At 51.0% G+C, this 17,968-nt stretch carries 17 protein-coding genes; 13 read left to right on the top strand and 4 right to left on the bottom strand.

Going from position 1 to position 17,968, the window contains the following annotated elements; genetic code table 11:
• Window positions 1-28: 28 nt before the first annotated feature.
• Both ACVA58_RS24960 and rsmD read right to left on the bottom strand, forming a co-directional pair.
• Window positions 29-295: a DUF1145 domain-containing protein gene (locus ACVA58_RS24960; RefSeq protein ID WP_446512973.1), complete on the bottom strand. Its 267-nt coding sequence runs from the start codon at window positions 293-295 to the stop codon at window positions 29-31.
• Complete coding sequence (gene rsmD / locus ACVA58_RS24955; RefSeq protein ID WP_446512972.1) at window positions 292-897, bottom strand: 16S rRNA (guanine(966)-N(2))-methyltransferase RsmD; 606 nt, start codon at window positions 895-897, stop codon at window positions 292-294. Before rsmD ends, ACVA58_RS24960 begins: the two co-directional genes overlap by 4 nt.
• A gap of 144 nt (window positions 898-1,041) precedes the next feature.
• Between rsmD and ftsY the strand changes: the two genes are divergently transcribed.
• The 9 genes from ftsY (at window position 1,042) to glpD (ending at window position 11,044) form a co-directional block, all read left to right on the top strand.
• Window positions 1,042-2,454 (top strand): signal recognition particle-docking protein FtsY, encoded by a 1,413-nt coding sequence (gene ftsY / locus ACVA58_RS24950; RefSeq protein WP_446512971.1) that lies wholly within the window; start codon window positions 1,042-1,044, stop codon window positions 2,452-2,454.
• 3 nt (window positions 2,455-2,457) lie between these two features.
• Window positions 2,458-3,129 carry a cell division ATP-binding protein FtsE gene (gene ftsE, locus ACVA58_RS24945; RefSeq protein ID WP_446512970.1) on the top strand — a complete coding sequence of 224 codons (672 nt, stop codon included), beginning with the start codon at window positions 2,458-2,460 and terminating at the stop codon, window positions 3,127-3,129.
• Window positions 3,116-4,042 carry a permease-like cell division protein FtsX gene (gene ftsX / locus ACVA58_RS24940; RefSeq protein WP_446512969.1) on the top strand — a complete coding sequence of 309 codons (927 nt, stop codon included), beginning with the start codon at window positions 3,116-3,118 and terminating at the stop codon, window positions 4,040-4,042. The genes ftsE and ftsX overlap by 14 nt, the downstream gene beginning before the upstream one ends.
• 122 nt (window positions 4,043-4,164) lie before the next feature.
• Window positions 4,165-5,025, top strand: a complete 861-nt coding sequence (gene rpoH / locus ACVA58_RS24935; protein WP_446512968.1) for an RNA polymerase sigma factor RpoH — start codon at window positions 4,165-4,167, stop codon at window positions 5,023-5,025.
• Between the two features lie 470 nt (window positions 5,026-5,495).
• Window positions 5,496-5,825, top strand: coding sequence for a thiosulfate sulfurtransferase GlpE (glpE, locus tag ACVA58_RS24930; protein WP_446512967.1), 330 nt, complete (start codon window positions 5,496-5,498; stop codon window positions 5,823-5,825).
• Window positions 5,826-5,906: 81 nt separating this feature from the next.
• Window positions 5,907-6,737, top strand: a complete 831-nt coding sequence (gene glpG, locus ACVA58_RS24925; protein WP_446512966.1) for a rhomboid family intramembrane serine protease GlpG — start codon at window positions 5,907-5,909, stop codon at window positions 6,735-6,737.
• Window positions 6,738-7,006: 269 nt separating this feature from the next.
• A complete protein-coding gene (glpT, locus tag ACVA58_RS24920) occupies window positions 7,007-8,377 on the top strand; it encodes a glycerol-3-phosphate transporter (RefSeq protein WP_446512965.1) in 1,371 nt (456 codons plus the stop codon).
• A gap of 168 nt (window positions 8,378-8,545) precedes the next feature.
• Entirely contained in the window at window positions 8,546-9,307 is a 762-nt protein-coding gene (locus ACVA58_RS24915; protein WP_446512964.1) for a DeoR/GlpR family transcriptional regulator, read from the top strand.
• Window positions 9,308-9,532: 225 nt separating this feature from the next.
• Window positions 9,533-11,044 (top strand): glycerol-3-phosphate dehydrogenase, encoded by a 1,512-nt coding sequence (gene glpD / locus ACVA58_RS24910; RefSeq protein ID WP_446512963.1) that lies wholly within the window; start codon window positions 9,533-9,535, stop codon window positions 11,042-11,044.
• Window positions 11,045-11,121: 77 nt separating this feature from the next.
• Here the strand turns inward: glpD and ACVA58_RS24905 are convergent, their stop codons facing one another.
• Window positions 11,122-11,541, bottom strand: a complete 420-nt coding sequence (locus ACVA58_RS24905; RefSeq protein WP_446513009.1) for a flagellar basal body-associated protein FliL — start codon at window positions 11,539-11,541, stop codon at window positions 11,122-11,124.
• Window positions 11,542-11,704: 163 nt separating this feature from the next.
• Between ACVA58_RS24905 and ACVA58_RS24900 the strand changes: the two genes are divergently transcribed.
• Window positions 11,705-12,250 (top strand): chorismate lyase, encoded by a 546-nt coding sequence (locus ACVA58_RS24900; protein WP_446512962.1) that lies wholly within the window; start codon window positions 11,705-11,707, stop codon window positions 12,248-12,250.
• On the top strand, window positions 12,247-13,101 hold the full coding sequence (gene ubiA / locus ACVA58_RS24895; protein WP_446512961.1) for a 4-hydroxybenzoate octaprenyltransferase: 855 nt from the start codon (window positions 12,247-12,249) through the stop codon (window positions 13,099-13,101). Before ACVA58_RS24900 ends, ubiA begins: the two co-directional genes overlap by 4 nt.
• A gap of 355 nt (window positions 13,102-13,456) precedes the next feature.
• On the opposite strand, the gene plsB is transcribed toward ubiA, so the two are convergent.
• The gene (gene plsB / locus ACVA58_RS24890; RefSeq protein ID WP_446512960.1) at window positions 13,457-15,907 is read right to left on the bottom strand and encodes a glycerol-3-phosphate 1-O-acyltransferase PlsB; all 2,451 of its coding nucleotides are present in this window, start codon (window positions 15,905-15,907) and stop codon (window positions 13,457-13,459) included.
• A gap of 276 nt (window positions 15,908-16,183) precedes the next feature.
• Here plsB and lexA point away from each other — a divergent pair, with 276 nt between their 5' ends.
• Both lexA and ACVA58_RS24880 read left to right on the top strand, forming a co-directional pair.
• Window positions 16,184-16,801 (top strand): transcriptional repressor LexA, encoded by a 618-nt coding sequence (lexA, locus tag ACVA58_RS24885; RefSeq protein WP_107349729.1) that lies wholly within the window; start codon window positions 16,184-16,186, stop codon window positions 16,799-16,801.
• Window positions 16,802-16,885: 84 nt separating this feature from the next.
• Window positions 16,886-17,686 carry a class I SAM-dependent methyltransferase gene (locus tag ACVA58_RS24880; protein WP_446512959.1) on the top strand — a complete coding sequence of 267 codons (801 nt, stop codon included), beginning with the start codon at window positions 16,886-16,888 and terminating at the stop codon, window positions 17,684-17,686.
• The last annotated feature ends 282 nt before the right edge of the window (window positions 17,687-17,968 follow it).

Below are 17,968 nucleotides of genomic sequence, written 5' to 3'. Positions count from 1 at the left end.
TCGCTCTTTTTTTCAATTTGTGCTGGGTTTACATCATATGCTTGCGTCGGATATCGAGCAGGGCAAAAATGCCGAAGATTAAGATGGACCACTTTTCCCAGCGGGTCATGGTAATTTTGTCACCGAAAGCACCGATGAAAATCAGCATTTGCAGGCCATGCATCATGAACAAGAACCCGGTCATGATATAGAGCGCCATTGCGGCAACACCTGGAAACGGATGGAAAATATTGATCAGTAAAACCAGCCAAACAAAGCCGATCGCCGCTTTGGCAAGTAAAATCAGTGCTTTCATGCATCCTCTCTTTCGAATAAGCGGTAACAAACCTGTCCCGCTGTTTTTTCCCTGTGAAGGTGCCAGTGTGCTGGTGTCACGGGCTCTCCGAATTCTTTTTCTGCCTCAATATAAATAACCGCATGGGGTGATAGCCAGCTATTTTGTTCAAGAAGGGTGATCACCTCATCAAGTAAGCTTTTGCGAAATGGAGGGTCGATAAACACCACATCATGCGGGGTACCGGGTTGCTTCAAAAACGCCAGGCTGTCGGTATTGAGCACCTTGGCATTATCAGCCTCGAGCGTTGCACGGTTTATTTCCAGCTGTTCAGCGGCTTTCTTGTCGAGCTCCAGCATGGTGACATGACTGGCACCGCGGGACAGAGCCTCGAAGCTTAGGCTACCGCTGCCAGTGAACAGGTCAAGGCAGCGGGAATCAATAATATCTTGCGCCAACCAGTTAAAAACGGTCTCTTTGACACGATCTGTGGTCGGGCGAAGGCCTTCAACGTCGTGAACCGGCAGTTTGCGCCCACGCCAGCGTCCGCTGATGATCCTTACGAACCCGTCACGGCGGCTATTTGGCATATTTCGCCCTGATTGTTGTCTGCGTCTTGTCATAGATTTCTTCGACCGTTTAGAAAATGATAGTATACCTAAACCCCTCGGCAGTATGTGAAAACAAGCATGCTGAAATAATGCCGTAGAGGGAATACACCTGTGTTTAGGCCGCAAATTGTACCAATCAAGCTCTAGGATTTGCCAATGGCAGAAAAAAAGAAACGCGGATTATTTTCGTGGTTGGGTTTTGGCTCTGAGGAGCAAACCGAGCAAACCGAACAAAATCAAGAACAATCAACGGTTTCAGCTGAAGCTGAAGCGTTAAAAGAACAATCGAGTGAACAGCTAGGCGCTGAGGCTGCAGCGAAAGCGGCGGCGGAAGCCGAAACTGAGGCAGTAGCGAAAGCGGCGGCGGAAGCCGAAGCTGAGGCAGTAGCGCAAGCGGCTGCGAAAGCCGAAGCCGAAGCCGAGGCAGTAGCGAAAGCGGCGGCGGAAGCCGAAGCCGAGGCAGCAGCGCAAGCGGCGGCGAAAGCCGAAGCCGAGGCAGCAGCGCAAGCGGCGGCGGAAGTCGAAGCAGAGGCAGTAGCGAAAGCCGAAGCTCAGTTGACTGCTGAAGAAGAAGCCAAGGCACAAGAGGCCCTGTTACAAGCAAATCAGTTACAAGACGCTGAGGCCCTGCAAGAAAAACCGAAAAGCGAAGGATTCTTCGCCCGTTTGATGCGCGGTTTGAAGAAAACCAAGAGCAATTTCGGCTCGGGTTTTGCCAGCTTGTTCCGTGGTAAGAAGATTGATGATGATCTGTTCGAGGAGCTGGAAGAGCAGCTACTGGTGGCTGATGTCGGTATGGACACGACGCTTAAGATCATAGAAAACCTGACCGAAAAAGCCGATCGCAAATCATTGAAAGATGGTGATGCCCTGTACGGCCTGCTGAAGGAAGAGTTGGGCGGCATGCTGGCCCAGGTCGAGCAACCGTTGGTGATTGATGATGCCAAGAAACCCTATGTGATCTTGATGGTTGGGGTGAACGGCGTCGGTAAGACCACTACCATAGGTAAATTGGCCAAGCAGTTCCAGAGCCAGGGTAAATCAGTGATGTTGGCTGCTGGTGACACCTTCCGTGCCGCGGCGGTTGAACAGCTGCAAGTTTGGGGTGAGCGTAACAATGTTCCTGTTGTCGCCCAGCATACTGGGGCTGACAGTGCCTCGGTGATTTACGATGCAATCGAGTCGGCCAAGGCGAAAAACGTTGATGTGGTGATCGCCGATACGGCAGGACGCCTGCAAAACAAAGGCAACCTGATGGAAGAGTTACGCAAGATTGTCCGCGTGATGAAGAAGGTTGATCCACATGCGCCGCATGAAATTATGCTAACCGTCGACGCCGGTACCGGTCAGAACGCGATTAGCCAGGCCAAGTTGTTCAGCGAGGTGGCACCGGTGACCGGTATAACCCTAACCAAGCTGGATGGCACTGCCAAAGGTGGTGTGATCTTTGCCATTGCCGATCAGTTCAATATCCCAATCCGCTATATCGGTATCGGTGAAGGGATCGAGGATTTGCGCCCATTTGCGGCGGATGAGTTTATCGAAGCGCTGTTTAGTGACGAGGATTAAAGTGTGATTCGGTTTCAGCAGGTAAGTAAGGCTTATCGGGGCGGACGCCAGGCCCTGCAAAAGGTCGATTTCCATCTGCAACCAGCAGATATGGCGTTTCTGACCGGGCATTCGGGTGCGGGTAAGAGTACCCTGCTGAAACTGATCTGTGCCATCGAGCGTCCAAGTGACGGCAAGATCATGTTCAATGGGCATGATATAACCCGTCTTGAGAACAAGCAGATCCCGTTCCTACGTCGCAATATAGGTATTATCTTTCAAGACCATAAGCTGTTGATGGATAGGACTATATACGACAACGTAGCACTGCCGCTGCGGGTCGAGCTGGCCACTGAGAATGAGATCAAGCGTCGGGTTTCGGCGGCACTCGACAAGGTCGGTCTGCTGGACAAAGCTCGATGTTTGCCGCTCCAGCTCTCAGGGGGCGAGCAACAGCGGGTGGGAATTGCCCGGGCGATCGTCAACAAGCCGATGCTGCTATTGGCCGATGAGCCTACCGGTAATCTTGATGCCGCGTTATCGCGCCAGATCATGGCGCTGTTCGAGGAGTTCAATCGGGTCGGGGTCACGGTGCTGATGGCTACCCACGACACGTCATTGCTGACCACCCATCACTACCGACGGTTGGATCTGCATCAAGGACAATTGAGGGAGTTAGCCAGTGGCGCAAAATAAAACCGGCTTTTTTGCCTTGCACAAACAGCAATGTAAGCTGTCTCTTTCCGACATGATGCGCCGCCCACTGGGCAACATCCTGACCTTGGCAGTCTTGGCATTTGCCTTGACCCTGCCGACCAGCTTCTACCTGTTTGCCAAGAATGTCACTCTGGTCGCGCAAGTCTGGCAGAATCCGACCCAGATGACGGTGTATCTTGAGCCTGGTCGATCTGCTGGACAGGCTAAGCAGCTATACGATGAGTTGGCACAATGGCCAGAAGTGGCATCGGTCGAATCGATTTCGCCCGAGCAGGGGCTGGTTGAATTCCGCCAGCAAGCAGGGTTTGAACAAGCCCTGAGCCTGCTTGATGACAACCCGCTGCCTGCCGTGTTGATTGTTAAGCCTGCAGAGGCCTGGCAGTTGGATGCCAAGGCGACCGAGCTCGCCTCGCGTCTGCGCCTCGAGAACGGGGTGGATGAAGTACGTCTCGACAGCGATTGGCTTCAGCGTTTGGCGGCGATTAAGCAACTTGTGATTATTCTAGCTATGATTATCTCCGGGCTGATGCTGTTTGCGGTGTTCTTGATTGTCGGCAATACCCTGCGTTTGCAGGTGCTCAATCAGCGTGACGAAATTCAGGTCATGAAGCTGGTGGGGGCAACTGACAGTTTTATCCTGCGCCCTTATCTCTATACCGGTGTTTGGTATGGTTTGATCGGTGGTGTGGCAGCTTGGATCCTTACTGCATTGGTTGCGATGCTGCTGGATGGCGCCGTGGCTCATTTGGCGAATTTGTATGACAGCCCATTTAGAATGGTCGGTTTAGGTTGGGATGAGTCGTTGATCTTAGTAATGATTTCGACATTCCTTGGCCTGTTGGCAGCGCGTTTGTCAGCAGGGCGCCATTTGAAAGAAATTGAACCTATCTGACATTTTTAACTCTACAAATAGGGTAAATTACGCGGCTTACTTGCAATGGGGTCTAGTTTACAGGCATCATTGTCGGTTCATGCATTTTCGCATTGGTACAAAAAATAAACGAGGTTTGTTGAATGACAAAAGAGATGACTTCAATGGCTCTGGTTACTGCAGATAGTCTGGATAGCTATGTCCAGAGCGTTAACGGCTATCCTATGCTGTCGGCGGAGCAGGAGCGCGAGTTAGCTGAGCGTCTTCATTTTGATGGTGATCTTAATGCCGCAAAAGCATTGGTCATGTCCCATCTACGCTTTGTTGTTCACATTGCTCGTGGCTATTCCGGCTACGGCTTACCAATGGCTGATTTGGTTCAGGAAGGTAATATTGGCTTAATGAAAGCGGTCAAGCGTTTCAACCCGGAAGTCGGGGTTCGTTTGGTATCATTTGCCGTTCACTGGATCAAAGCCGAGATCCACGAGTACGTTTTGCGTAACTGGCGTATCGTTAAGGTTGCAACAACCAAAGCTCAGCGCAAATTGTTCTTTAACCTGCGCAAGGCGAAGAAGCGCCTTGGCTGGTTCAACAATGCTGAAGTGGCGATGGTTGCCGAACAGCTCGGTGTCGAGGCGAATGAAGTCCGTGAGATGGAATCCCGCCTTGCAGCCCAAGATCCGGCGTTTGAAATGCCGACTGAAGATGATGATCGTGGTGTTAGCTACAGTGCCCCGGCGTATTATCTTGAAGATAAGTCATCAGATGTTGCCTTGAGCGTTGAGGAAAACAACTGGGAAGCCCACGCGAACAACCGCTTATCCAACGCCCTATCTGGCCTTGATGAGCGTAGTCAGCACATTGTGCGTTCACGCTGGTTGGAAGACAGCAAGGCAACCTTGCAAGAGCTGGCAGAACACTACCAGGTTTCTGCTGAGCGGATCCGCCAGCTTGAGAAAAACGCGATGAAAAAGCTTAAGGAAGCCGTGGGTGATTTTGCCTAAGGATCCTTGGCAAACTATCCACAAATCGGAAAGAGAGAAAACCAGCCAGAGGCTGGTTTTTTTGTGCCTAAAATCCGAGAGATACATCACAAAAGATGTCTGAATTGTGATGTTGAAATGGGGTTATCCACAGCTTTTTACATGATCCGATCTACATATAGTGGATCCAATTTTGGCAGAACACATTATCAACGCAATTCACAGTCTTTTCCACAGCCGGTGGTATTTTAATCACCTTTAGTCTGAGGAGTTTGTGTTTTTTTTGCCAGCCCTTGCCATACGTGGCTTCTGCTTTGTTTTGCGTTCGGTCGTTATCCCTATTTTTTCGATGGGGTTGTGAGTAACTTGATCGGTTACAATGGCAAAATAAGGCGGCGCGAGATGGTTTCGGCCAAAACGGACGATCGTCACATTTTTACCGGGTAGGTGATCCTGCCTGTTGATCAATACCAACAAGAGTCAGCGTAATTATGGATCAATTTGAACATATTTCTGCCGAGCAGGCCCACGTCCTGCTCACCCAGGGCGGTAGCGAAGCGGTACTGGTAGATATCCGCGATCCCCAGTCTTATGCCCTGAGCCATCCTGAAGGCGCGTTCCATCTAACTAATGATACAATGGTGACGTTTATGGATGAGGTTGATTTCGAGCAACCTGTGATCGTGATGTGTTACCACGGCATCAGCAGCCAAGGGGCTGCCCAGTACCTGATCCACCAGGGCTTCGATTGTGTTTACAGCCTCGATGGTGGGTTTGAAGCCTGGAAGCGTAGCGCATTTCCGTGTATCCAGATGGCCTGATCCCAAAGGCGGCGGCGGGGCAGGTATCACTTGGCTTCATAATCTGATGTTGCCGGAAAGTCTTTCACAGTGGAGATAGATATGCACCGCTTAGCCGGATTGAACAACCCTCGCCAGGCCCAGGCGTTTATTGACTATATGGCCTCACGTGGTATTTCGCTGGTGATGGCCCCCGAGCCCGAGGGGATGTTTGCCCTTTGGTTGGAAGATGGGCAGCATTGGGTGGAAGTAGAGGCTGAGCTCAACCAGTTTCTCTCTAATCCCTCTGATAGTAAGTACCAGGCGGCATCCTGGCAGGTGGCCGAAAGCCGGACCGCTAAATTCCATTACCGCAGCCCCAGCTTACTCGGTTTGGTACGTGCCCAGGCAGGACCGTTTACACTATTGGTCATGGCTGTTTCAGTGGTTATATACCTGCTGTGGCTGTTGGGGTTGCAGCAGCCTGTTTTTTCTCTGATGCACTTTCCGTTGATGGATGGGGATGAGTGGCAGCTATGGCGCTTTTTTTCTCATGCGCTGATCCACTTTTCGACCTTGCACGTGATTTTCAATTGCCTGTGGTGGTGGATCCTAGGTGGTCAGCTTGAGAGACACAGCGGCAGTGCCAAACTGCTTCAGATCTTCTTGATCTCGGCGTTGATCTCGGGGTTTGCCCAATTTTGGCTCCATGGTCCGAATTTTGGTGGTTTGTCCGGCGTGGTCTACGCCCTGCTGGGTTATATCTGGTGGATGGGATGGCTGGCTCCTCAGCGTGGCTTATCCATTCCCAAGCCTTATGTCGTCTTTATGCTAGCTTGGTTGGTGTTGGGGTTTGCCGATGTACTGGGCATGTCCGTTGCCAATATGGCCCACCTCTTTGGCTTGCTCAGTGGCTGTGCCCTGGGTTGGGTGGATGTGAAGTTACGCCGATAGGTCAATGTTGGCGCTAAAAGAAGGTGAATATCTGTAATAGGGTGTTCACCTTTTTTGTTGATATATCAAACCAGTCCATATTTTAGGTAAAATCTCCCACATATTTCCTTCAAGGTAGCGTTTTAATCTACCTATTTGACATTATTCACATTTTCTTACCTTCATTAGAGCAATAATTTGCATACCTTGAGTGAAATTGATTACTTTCGCTCGTCTTGTACTCGTTTGTACCCATACCATCGCAAAAAAACTATAAAAAGGAACATTCTATGTTTGGTCTTTTCAAACCGGCAATGCATCGGGCGCGTCTTCCCGATGGCCAGGTCGACTCCACCTACCAACGTCTGCGTTGGCAGCTTTTCGCGGGGATCTTCTTTGGCTATGCCGGCTACTACCTTGTTCGTAAAAATTTCAGCCTGGCCATGCCTTACCTTATTGAAGAGTACGGCTATAGCCGTGGTGATCTGGGCGTAGCACTGGCTGCCGTTTCGATTGCTTATGGCTTGTCGAAATTCTTGATGGGTAGTGTGTCTGACCGCTCCAACCCGCGCTATTTCCTCGCAGCCGGCTTGAGTATGTCGGCGATTGTGATGTTGTGCTTCGGCTTTATGCCTTGGGCAACGAGTAGTATTGCGGCCATGTTTATCCTGCTGTTTTTGAATGGTTGGTTCCAGGGCATGGGGTGGCCTGCCTGTGGCCGGACCATGGTGCACTGGTGGTCACGTAAGGAAAGGGGGGAGGTCGTTTCGGTCTGGAACGTTGCTCATAACGTGGGTGGTGGTTTAATTGGCCCGATGTTCCTGCTTGGTCTGTGGGCATTCAATGATGATTGGAGATCGGCGTTCTACGTACCGGCTTTCTTTGCCTTGCTGGTGGCTGTATTCAGTCTGTTGGTGATGCGTGATACGCCGCAGTCTTGTGGCCTGCCTTCAATCGAAGAACACAAAGACGATTACCCGGATAGCTATGACGCCTCTCACGAAAAGGAGATGACCGCCAAAGAAATCTTCTTCAAGTATGTATTTAACAACAAACTATTGTGGTTTATTGCGATTGCCAATGCCTTCGTTTACCTGATCCGCTACGGGGTATTGGACTGGGCGCCGGTGTACCTGAGCGAAGTGAAGCACTTCACCGTCGACAAATCATCTTGGGCTTACTTCCTGTACGAGTGGGCGGGTATCCCGGGTACATTATTGTGTGGTTGGATGTCGGATAAATTCTTCAAGGGCCGCCGTGCACCTGCCGGTATTCTGTTCATGGCACTGGTGACCGTTGCGGTACTGGTTTACTGGTTCAACCCAGCAGGCAACCCGACAATCGACATGGCGGCATTGGTCGCTATCGGCTTCTTGATTTATGGCCCGGTAATGCTGATTGGTCTTTATGCACTTGAATTAGCACCGAAAAAAGCAGCGGGTACCGCGGCAGGTCTAACCGGCTTGTTCGGTTACCTCGGTGGTGCGGTAGCTGCTAACGCCATTCTGGGCTATACCGTTGACCACTTCGGCTGGGACGGCGGCTTTATGGTATTGACGGCGTCTTGTGGTTTCTCGATTTTCTTCCTGACGCTGGCATTGATTGGTGAAAGCCGCTTGCATCGTGAGAAAGAGGCGGGTCAGCTGGAACAAAATGCATGATTGGGAGCGCCATCATTGGCATCTTGATTAGACCCTAGGTAAGATGACAAGGCTTCGCATTGTGCGGAGCCTTGTTGTTTTACAAGCTGATCTTGCCTTCGATGATATCGATTGCATAAGACAGTTTGTTAGAGTACCAGGCCACAGCGAAAGGGAGCCGCATCAGTCGTGAAGCAGAGTAAACGTCACCAGGAAATTATTGATCTTGTCAAAACCCAAGGCTATGTCAGCACCGATGACTTGGTTGAGCGGTTTAATGTGAGTCCGCAGACTATCCGACGGGATCTCAACGAGCTGGCGGAAGACAATAAGATACGCCGACACCATGGTGGAGCGACTATCCCATCAAGCTCGGTAAATACCTCATACAGTACCCGTAAAGTGATGCAGCTGGCTGAAAAAGACAACATTGCCCAGGCCATGGTTGCTCATATTCCTGATGGTGCGACCTTGTTCATTGATATAGGTACAACGCCAGAAGCCGTGGCCCGTGCATTGCTCGACCATAATGATCTACGTATTGTGACCAACAACCTCAATGTCGCGAGCATTTTGACGGGCAAAGATGACTTCAGGGTGATCCTCGCTGGTGGTGAGGTGCGTAACCGTGATGGCGGTATTGTGGGTGAGGCAACACTGGATTTCATCTCTCAGTTCCGACTCGATTTTGGCATCTTGGGGATCAGTGGTATTGATCTCGACGGCTCGCTGCTTGACTTTGATTACCACGAGGTACGGGTGAAACAGGCGATTATCGAAAATAGTCGCTGCGTGATGCTCGGGGTAGACCATACCAAGTTCGGCCGAAATGCGATGGTTAACCTGGGTGATATCAGCCAGGTCGACATGCTGTTTACCGACCATACTCCGCCGGAAGAATTGGCCAAGCGCTTAGACGAGCATGAAACGCACATTGAAATTGTCCGTTAAACCATCAATGTCATTGGCTTAGAGGCCAACCCCCCCTTCTACATGAGCGGGCTGCTGAATAAGCAGCCCGTTTTTTTTCGCGAAAACGCCATGTTGATCATAATTAATTAAATATTCGAGCGTAATAATGATGATCTCAATCAATTTATTGTCTATAGTGCTCGTTATCGAGCATTAATGCGCGAAAAAGAACATTAAACGAAAGTCGGTAGTTGAGGTGGGGAAATGGCAGCAAATAACGAAGTAATGGATCTGATTGTCGTCGGTGGCGGTATCAATGGAGCGGGGATTGCCGCTGATGCCGCTGGACGAGGCCTGAGCGTTGGTCTTTATGAGGCACAAGATTTTGCCTCGGCGACATCGTCGGCCAGTTCGAAACTGATTCACGGCGGCCTGCGCTACCTTGAGCACTATGAGTTCCGTTTGGTTGGCGAAGCGTTGGCCGAGCGAGAAGTGCTGCTGAAAAAAATTCCCCATATTGCCCGCCCTATGCGTTTTCGTCTGCCGCACCGCCCACATCTGCGTCCAGCCTGGATGATCCGTGCGGGCCTGTTTTTGTATGACCACCTTGGCAAACGTACTACTCTGCCGGCGAGCTGCGGCTTGAAATTCGGTGCCGATTCGGTACTGGTACCGGAGATTACCAAAGGGTTTGAATATTCAGATTGCTGGGTGGATGATGCGCGTCTGGTGATCCTCAATGCGATGGAAGTGGCTCAGCGCGGTGGTGAAGTCCGTAACCGTTGTATGGTTGAAGCGGCTGAGCGAGACGGCGATCTGTGGCGCGTCACGGTGCGTAATACCTTGACGGGTGAAGTGTTCGAGCGCCGCTGCCATGCGCTGGTCAATGCCGCTGGCCCATGGGTGAAAGCATTTTATGATCAGAGTCTGGCACTGCCATCCCCGCGAAATATTCGCTTGATTAAAGGTTCGCATATTGTGGTGCCGCGGGTCCACGGTGAGGAGCAGGCGTATATTCTGCAAAATGAAGATAACCGTATTGTGTTTGTTATCCCGTATCTTGACCGGTTTTCTATCATCGGTACCACGGATGTGGAATATAACGGTGATCCACGTGAAGTGGCGATTGATGAGAATGAAATCGGCTACCTGCTTGATGTCTACAACAATCATTTCGTCAACAAGCTTGGCCGTGATGATGTGGTATGGACTTATAGCGGGGTACGTCCGTTGTGTGATGATGAATCGGATTCGCCACAGGCCATTACCCGTGACTACACGCTGGAGCTTGAGCAGGAAGGGCACCAGGCTCCGCTATTGTCTATTTTCGGTGGTAAGCTGACGACCTACCGCAAACTGGCCGAGACGGCGATGGCCAAGCTGGCACCTTTCTTCCCTCAGATGCAGCAACCGTGGACGGCGGATGCCTACCTGCCAGGCGGGGAAGCTGGCTTTGATGCCAAAGCCCAGGCCGGTGCCTTGCAGTTGCGCTTTCCGTGGTTGCTAACGGTAGCCGCTGAGCGGATGGCGACCAATTACGGTAACCGAAGTGCGGCGTTGTTTGAGGGCGTCGCCAATGAGGCCGACATGGGGCAACACTTTGGGGCTGGGTTCTATGCCAAGGAGCTGGATTACCTGTTGCGCGATGAGTTTGTCCAGCAGGTCGAGGATGTATTGTGGCGCCGCAGTAAGCTAGGGCTGTATCTGGATCAGCAGCAGCAGCAGCAGGTCGCTGACTATATTGCGAACTGGCAGTCGGTTCAAAGTGCGGCTTGATCAGTAAAATATTCCTCCGACAAAAAGGCGCCTTAGGCGCCTTTTTTTGTATCAGATGAATACTAAAGATACCGAGCTTACTGATAGAGATACTTGGTAAACAGCAGTTCGGTCAGTATCCGTTTGTTGGTCTCGATAAGTAGCAGCTCGTTGACTTTGTTCAGGCAGGCCTGGCGGATCTCTTCTCGGCCTGCTAATGATTTGATCCTGGCTTCTGGCTGTTGGCCGATAATACTGATGATGGCATCACGGATGAGCGGCGCATGGTGCTCGACCTCGGGGATCAGCGAAGGGTCAGCGACCATAAGGTCAATCTGTAAGCGGAGATAGCCGATCCGTTTGCCTTGGCTTACATAATTGGTCGTAATGTCTGGAGCCAAGGTGTAATAGGTGTACTGTGGGTTGAGCGTGGCCTCATCGTTGGCGTTGGCTGACATTGGCACCAGTAAATTCGCCAAGAGGAAAAGTAATCCAGGTAAAGTTAATTTCATTATCATGCTCATAGAGTTATTGGTTTTTATGGCTGCAAATGAGTTTCTTTCGATCGTAACGATATTCGTACTGGTTACAGCTTGCTACAATAGTGTTTCTTCATGGTAATAAATTAACCTTGATCTACCAAGCCCTTGTCGGCAATTTGGTAGATATTTTGTTGGAAAGATGTCGAAATTCAAACAGTTGTACAAGCCCTTGTTAGATAGTGCCCAATGGCTGGCACCGGAAGAAACAGTCATTGAAGGGACTGAATTTGGGCATTGGTTGTTGGAGTTGGACTCCTTGTCCCGCCGATTTGAGCGCCACTGCCGGGCATTTACCGTTTCCTTGGAAGAACAGGGGCTGATGAACCGTGAGCGCCTGACCGACGACGAACGTGCTTTGATCGGTGATGTAGACTGCCTGCTGCGCAAGGTGGTACTTAAGGGCGATGGAGTACCATGGGTATTTGCCAGAACTCTGATCCCGCTGACTACCCTGACAGGGCAAGAGCAGGACTTGGCCCAGTTGGGGGAAATGCCTCTCGGATTCCGCGTGTTTACTGATCGCAGTGCGCGACGTGATGCGCTGGTGGTTGCCAATGTCGGTACCGCCCATAAACCGGTCTGGGCCCGCCGCTCGCGGTTGTGGCTTAATGATAAGCCGCTGCTGGTGGCGGAATTGTTTTTGCAGGAAGCACCTATATATAAGGAGACCCTAAGTTGGAAATGACCAAGATGAAAGCGTTCTGGCAACTGGCACGCTTCGATCGTCCTATTGGTAGCCTGTTGCTGTTGTGGCCGACGCTATGGGCGCTGTTTTTGGCTGCCGAAGGAATGCCCAACCCCCACGTGATGTTGGTGTTTGTACTTGGGGTGGTTTTCATGCGGGCGGCAGGATGTGTGATTAACGACTTTGCCGATCGTAATTTTGATGGTCATGTTAAACGTACTGCCAAGCGGCCGATGCCGTCAGGCAAGGTATCAGAGCGTGAGGCGCTGGCCTTATTTGGTCTGTTAGTATTGGTGTCATTCTTGTTGGTACTGACAATGAATACCCTGACTATTATGCTGTCGGTGGTGGGCGTGATATTGGCCGCGGCTTATCCGTTCATGAAACGCTATACCCACCTGCCTCAGCTGGTATTGGGGATGGCTTTTGGCTGGTCAATCCCGATGGCTTATGCAGCTCAAGCTGGGGAGCTGCCAGCGGTGGCATGGTTGCTGTTTGTGGCCAACATTCTATGGACAATTGCCTACGATACCCAGTACGCGATGGTTGACCGTGATGATGATGTCAAGGTCGGGATCAAATCTACCGCCATCCTGTTTGGTCGCTTCGACAAGATGATCATTGGCCTATTGCAGTTGGGCACCTTGGTATTGCTAATTGCCGTTGGGGCGATTGAAGATCTGTCACAAGTGTATTATTGGTGCCTTCTGTTGGCCTCGTCACTGTTCGTCTATCAGCAGAGACTGCTTCGTGGTCGTGAGCGTGAACCGTGTTTCAAAGCCTTCTTGAACAACAATTATGTTGGTATGTTGATTTGTGTCGGTATTGCGGTCAGCGCGTATCTGGCATAGAAAGTCGATAGCATTAAGTTTCAAAAGCGCCGTTCGCGGCGCTTTTTTTATGTTTGCTTGAGCCATGATACCAACCTACATAAATATTTGATCAGTCTTGCAGGTTAAAATCGCTGTTCTCTGCGTTAGAGATTTTGTAATTAGAGCCATTAGTTACTGCAATATCTGCCTTGATAACAACGATTTTTCCAGTACAAATACTTGATCAACTACTTATCCAGATTGGTATGAATCGCATCGAGTGGGCTTTTGGGTTACCACAGGCAACAGCTCGAAAAGCAGTACAGGGACCGGTAGGCAGGCATAAAAAAGGGCTGCAAACCGAGCAGCCCTTTTAGTGTGGTGGTGCGTGTGATTATTCGTCGCTGTTGGTCTCTTCGCCCCGGTCTTCGCGGTTCATGACCGCTTGGATAGTCAGCTTCACTTCCGGTGATACTAAGGCAGCTAACTGTTCGGCAAGTTGCTCGATAGGTTGTGATACCGCGTGGCATTCCTCGTTGAGGTAGCCTTCGCTGCGCAGGGTTTTTACCAAGCTTGCAAAAACGCCCTTGTCGAAGAATTCCGGAGCATTGATACCATGTAGGCGGCTCAAGCGCTGGGCCATCATCTGGCTCTGCTGCTCAAGATCGCTCTTCATCAGCTGCGGCTCGGAGTTGAGCAGGGTTAGGGTAATGGCATAACGCTGTAGGGTTTCTGAGATAGTGCGTGCCAGCAAATGCAGCGGTCCGATACGGGCGCTGTTGAGGTTGATTTGATCACCATCGCGTAATACCAGTCGCTGGCGAACCAGCTCGTCGACCTGTGTTTCAATCACTGTTTCCAGCTCTTCTTTGCCAAAGCGCAGGAACAGCTCGGCCTGAAGGAATGGATACAGGCGGCTAACCTGCTCGACAATCTCATCCACGCTCAGTTTCTGGTGGTGGATCATGATATTGGCGATCAGTGACGGCATTGCAAACAGGTGGATGATGTTGTTGCGGTAATAGGTCATCAGGATCGCCTGCTGGCGATTCAATGACACCATTTCACCCAGGCTGTCACTCTCGACCACAAACTTATCCATATCCAGCGCATGCTTGACCATTGCCTTGGCATCTTCATCCGGTACGGTGAATTGCTCTGAGTACGGCACGTTGCGTAGCAACTGCAGGTAGCAGTCGAGTTGTTGTTCGAGATCTTCACGGCTAAGGGCGCGCTGGCGGGCTGCAAGTAGTGCCACCCCACACAGAGTCAGAGCATTGGTCGCTGCGGCATCATTGATATGGGTCATCATCTTCACTGCCAAGTCGTTCACGACTGGGTTCAGCCATTGCGGGCGCTGCGGCTCGATAGGGTCAATATCCTTGTGCCACTCAGGTACATGCTCGTTGAGGTAGTGGTTGAGTGGGATCGGCTCACCGAAGTTGACATAGCCTTGGCCGAGGTTACGCAATTTGCGCAGGGTGCGGATCACCTGACCGACGTTTTCCTTCTCCTTGCGTTTGCCGCGCAACTCTTTGGCATAAGTCGCTACTTCCATTACGTGCTCGTAGCCGATGTAGACGGGTACCAGTGTAACTGGACGATTAAGACCACGCAGCATCGCCTGGATTGTCATCGACAGCATACCGGTTTTGGCTGGTAGCAAACGGCCCGTTCGTGAACGGCCACCTTCGCTGAAGTATTCCACTGAATAGCCCTTGGCAAACAGTTCAGCCAGGTATTCGCGGAATACTGTTGAGTAAAGGCGGTTGCCCTTGAAGCTACGGCGAATAAAAAAGGCACCGCCGCGGCGGAAAATCTGTCCAGCCGGGAAAAAGTTGAGGTTGATACCTGCTGCAATATGTGGTGGCACCAAGCCTTCTCGGTATAGCACGTAAGACAGCAGTAGGTAGTCCATGTGGCTGCGGTGGCAGGGCACATAAACAATCTCATGACCGTCTTGGGCCAGCTTACGTACCTGCTTGGCATTGTTGATGTTTAACCCTTGGTAGAGCTTGTTCCATAGCCAGCCAAGGAAGCGCTCCCCGCGTTTGATCAGCGAATAGGAGAAATCAGCGGCAATCTCTTCCATCATATCGACGGCTTCTTTGCGCACCTTTTCAATGGGTACATCACGGCTTGCGGCTTCTTCTTCTACGACTTTTTCAATCGCCTTGGAATTCAACAGGCGATTGAACAGAACTTGGCGATCAGGCAATTTAGGTCCTGAAGCAGCCAGTTGCTGACGTGAGAAGTGGATACGGGCCACCCTTGCCAGTTTGTTGGCTATCGAGTCGTCGGTACCGTGGTGATCGGCCATGTATCGCAGTGATACTGCGGGGCTCAGGCGCACCATACAGTCGCGGCCATGGCCAAGGATTGTGAAGAACTTTTCCGGACCATTGAGCGGGCGCAGTACTGGCTTGTGGTTCTCTTCCTTACCGGGTTTGCGGCCCCAGAGGATAGAAGCTGGAACTACCTGGATATCCAGTTCGCTGTCTTGTGTGTGGTGCTCGAGCAGGGCGGTAAACAGGTCGATAGATTCTTGCGGCAGCGCGTTCTTATCGCCAAAGACGCTTGGTCCATCGGAAATATATACATAGCGGACAAATTGCTGCCCGTTGATCTCCAGTGGGGACAGGGGATCTGGCAATCCCAGCGCCTTAGTGCTGCTGCGTAGTGTCATCAAATCGGTGTTGGAGCGGAACGGCAGGATGTAAACAATCGGGCGTTCCAAGTCCAGTTCCAGATCCGCAACGGGATCGGAAGGGATTGAGTGGGTTTTAACCAGCAGAGAAAGCGGCAAATCCAGTATTTTTTGATAGATTTTCTGCCAACTTGACATATCTTTTACTAGCCTCGAATTCTTAATGCGTGGAAGGATAGCAGAAAAAAACCAGTTATAAGCAGCGAAATAGCACAGACATGTCGTTATATGACATTTTTATTGATCTGCCTATGCGCTTTGGCCCATCGCCGAGGAGAGAAAATACCGAGGTAGCGATTGGTTACTTGCTGGTGAATTTGCACCAAAATTGTTGTTTTCCTAAACAATAACCTTTTCAAGCGTGATAACACTGGATATACTCACAGTAGACTGTATAAAAAGACAGGGTGAGTTATGAAGCCGTTAACGCCGCGCCAACAAGAAGTCTTTGATTTGATCAAAGCAAAAATTGAAGATTCTGGAATGCCGCCAACACGTGCTGAAATAGCCCGTGAACTCGGTTTCCGTTCTGCTAATGCTGCCGAAGAACACCTCAAGGCATTGGCCCGTAAGGAAGTGATTGAAATTATCCCAGGCGCTTCGCGTGGGATCCGCTTGCTGGGTAACCGTGAGGATGAAGAGAGTGGCCTGCCATTGATCGGCCAGGTTGCTGCTGGTGAGCCGATTCTGGCTCAGGAACATGTTGAAACCCACTACGAGGTTGACCCATCACTGTTCAAACCGCGCGCAGACTTTTTGCTGCGGGTGAACGGCATGAGTATGAAGGATATCGGGATTATGGACGGCGATTTGCTGGCTGTGCACAAGACCCAGGATGTCCGCAATGGTCAAGTTGTCGTTGCCCGTGTTGAAGATGATGTGACCGTCAAGCGCTTGGAGCGTAAAGGTGCACAGGTCTTGCTGCATGCTGAGAACGAAGAGTTTGCCCCGATTGTGGTTGATCTCAATACGCAGCACTTGTCGATTGAAGGCATTGCTGTGGGTGTGATCCGCAACACTGACTGGATGTAGTGAGTCCTGCTTAGAAAATCTCCATTAATGCTTTACAAGCGCTAATGATAGTCATTATCATCTTTTGTTCAAAAGGAGATGATAATGACTGAGACCGTCCGCCATGATATTCCCGCCGATCTGCTCCAGCCGCTTTGGCTCCGTAGCCGTGAAAGCTTGGCTGATGATCGCCTGATTTATGATCCCGTCGCCGCAGCTGCTTGTACCCAATGCAGCCTCAAGCCCGAATGCCTCAAAGGTAATATTTCCCAGCAACAATTGCTACACGCCAGTTTGGCGCTGGTTTGTGATCGCCAAATCCAACAATTCCTTCGCCGTCACCCCGACGGAAGGATCATCAATCTTGGTAGTGGCCTAGATACGCGTTTTTATCGGGTCGATAATGGCCGCTGTCGCTGGTTCGATATCGATGTTGGTGAGAACTTGTTGTGGCGACAGCGCCTGTTCCATCGCAGTGAACGCTATCGAATGCTACCTGGTTCAACCACCGACTTGTCCTGGCTACAGGCCTTGCCATCAATGTCCGGGGCAGCGACCATGGTGCTGTGCGAGCACGCCCTGCTGGCATCAAGCGAGGCTGAGTTGGCCCATGTTGTTCAGTCTCTGGCTTGTCACTTTGGTCGCTTCGAGCTATGCCTGGTGGTCGCCGGGGATCTGTGCCATTCGCCGTTGGCTGGTAAAATGGGCGTCGATAAGTCTTTCGGTCATGCCTTGCGCGATCCACGCCGTAGGCTATTGCAATGGTTACCTTGGGCAAGGGCTGCCGGCCGCTATAGTCCGATAGACAGTCCCTGTTCGCGTTGGCGAAGCTGGCAGCGTTGGCTAGCACGGATCCCTGGATTGAAATTCCGTCTGTTGCCGATATTGCTGCATATTCATCTGTAATTCTCAGCGCTGGCATATCATTGCTGCTACTCTGCTCCCTGTTCATGTCCTGCATGCAATATGCCAGTTTGGTTTTTCCCCCACTTTTCCTGTCTATTTTTTTGCGTAATCTCACGATCCTGTCCTAAGTTAAATGTAAACAAACTGTTAACCATGTAACTGCGGGTGACACCTCACCTGCAATGTCTGCAGGGAAGACTCTGACTCATTTTGCGCTGTCCCCATGAACTATTTCGTGTTCACGGGGGTATTTGATTGGAAAAGGATAGGAGGGAGCCGGGT

Source organism: Photobacterium sp. DNB22_13_2, assembly GCF_052873915.1.
The sequence above is the reverse complement of the archived record's forward strand: the minus strand, read 5'-3'. Positions and strand labels throughout refer to the sequence as shown.